General features: G+C 45.7%; 1 protein-coding gene. It reads right to left on the bottom strand.

Annotation, left to right across the window (positions count from 1 at the left end; genetic code table 11):
- Nucleotides 1-650 (bottom strand): APC family permease (locus ACS8FD_RS21540; RefSeq protein ID WP_439277375.1); only part of this gene is annotated, 650 nt, incomplete at both ends.

Genomic DNA, 650 nt, shown 5'->3' with positions numbered 1-650 from the left:
TAGGCTCGCGATAACGCAATACCAAAAACGATACTGCTACTAAGGTATAAGCAATGACGACACCGAAACCACCCGCTGTAACGATCCATACTAGCATCTTACGACCAAATAATGGTGCAAGCGTAGCAAGTCCACCGATAAGTAAGATTGCATTGATTGGTGTCTTATGCTTAGGATGCAGTTTACCCAAGAAGGCTGGCAGCATATGAGCTTTAGACATCGCATAAAGTAAACGGCTACCACCAATCAAGAAGGCATTCCAGCTCGACATAATACCAAGTACACCACCGATGACCAGTAAGACACCTGCCCATTTGCCTTGCCATGCGGTCTCCATTGCATCAGCAGTGCCTAAAGAGGATGTTTCAGCTAGCGCCAACGGTAGCGTCACGCCTACACTCCAAATGACCGCAACATACCAAATCACCGCGACAATTAACGAGACAATTAAGAATTTACCGATATTTGGACGGGTTAAGTTCATCTCTTCTGCTGCCTGCGGGATAACATCAAAACCTACAAACATAAAGGGAACCATTACGATAACGGCCATAATACCGCCAATACCACCAATGAACGCAGGCGACAACTCAGTGTTTGTCGTTTCAGGATTGAAGAGCAGTGCCCCTATAAACAATAGAACACCAACA

The sequence above is a fragment of the Psychrobacter sp. 1U2 genome, from assembly GCF_051847575.1.
This window is presented reverse-complemented; position numbering and strand designations above follow the sequence as displayed.